This window comes from Flavobacterium sp. (assembly GCF_036741995.1).
Lineage (GTDB): Bacteria > Bacteroidota > Bacteroidia > Flavobacteriales > Flavobacteriaceae > Flavobacterium.
On sequence record NZ_DAINRG010000035.1, the window covers coordinates 1,240 to 2,637 of the forward strand.

Below are 1,398 nucleotides of genomic sequence, written 5' to 3' on the forward strand. Positions count from 1 at the left end.
GAAATCAAAAAGTGTTTGAGGTCCGGTAACCGGTGTACTCCATAAAGTATAATCTAGTCGTTTTAACAGCGAACTATCCCGTTTTATAATGATGGCTCCGACATTACTATTTGTATTTCCGGTTTGAATCAAATTGGCATTATTATTAAAGGTAACAAAGGCCCCGGTAGCTGACAAAGCTCCGCTCAATGTAACACTATAACCCGAAGAAATAGCAACCGTAACACCATTGGCAACCGTTAAAGAACATGCATTAATATCAGCCCCGCTGCCCGAAGGATATGGGTATGTGGTTTCAATAACTGCCGCTTTTACCCCATCATCCGGATCTCCGTTATCCCAGGCTGGTGTAGTGGCAGGAGAAGTGATTTTCCAAGTAGTAGTTTTAATATCAACAGTGGTTGACGTTGAATAAACTTCACCACATACGCCGCTTTGCACTACAGCTCTATACTTAGTGGTTTGCGTTAACGCTCCAGAAGTATAGGTAGTTGCAGTATTGGCAATACTGGTCCAAGAAGTAAACGGACTAATAGAAGATTCCCAACGAACAACGGCGCCTGTATGCCCAGCCAAAGTCAATAAACCACTGGTTGTACCAGAACAAATACCTGTCCCGCCTGTTACATCTCCTCCTATTGAAACTGCATTTACGGTTACTGTAATACCATTTGAAGTAGCCGGTGAGCCGGAAACACAGGTAATATTAGAAGTCATAACCAGAGTTACTGTATCATCATTCGATAAAGTTGTGGTAGTAAAGGTAGCGGCTGTTTCTCCAGATACATTCGTATCGTTTATTTTCCACTGATAAGTTGGTGCAGTTCCTCCGTTTGTTGGTGTAGCGGTAAAGGTAACACTACTTCCGGCACAAATGTCAGTAGCAGATGCCGCAATAGTAACACTCGCCATCAGGTTAGCATTCACAATTTCCGTAATACTATTTGAGGTCGCCGGTGAACTTGTAACACAAGTGAGATTAGAAGTCATCACCACGGTTACAACATCATTATTAGACAAAGTATTGGTGGTAAAGGCAGCAGCTGTTTCTCCGGGTATATTCGTGCCATTGACCCTCCATTGATAAGTAGGTGTAGTACCTCCGTTTGTTGGAGTTGCGGTAAACGTAACATTACTTCCGGCGCAAATGATAGTATCCGATGCTGTAATGCTAACACTAGCCGGCAGATAGGAATTGACTGTTTCGGTAATACTATTTGAGGTAGTAGTTAATGAACCCGTAACACAGTTTGCATTAGAGGTCATAACCACTGTTACTATATCATTATTTGATAAAGTTGTGGTAGTAAAAGTAGAAGCCGTTTCTCCGGTTACATTTGTACCGTTTATTTTCCACTGATAAGTTGGTGCAGTTCCTCCGTTTGTTGGTGTAGCGGT

Annotated in this window: 1 protein-coding gene; it reads right to left on the bottom strand. The window is 42.3% G+C overall.

Annotation, left to right across the window (positions count from 1 at the left end):
* Window positions 1-1,398 (bottom strand): hypothetical protein (locus V7D82_RS10015; protein WP_333600840.1); only part of this gene is annotated, 1,398 nt, incomplete at both ends.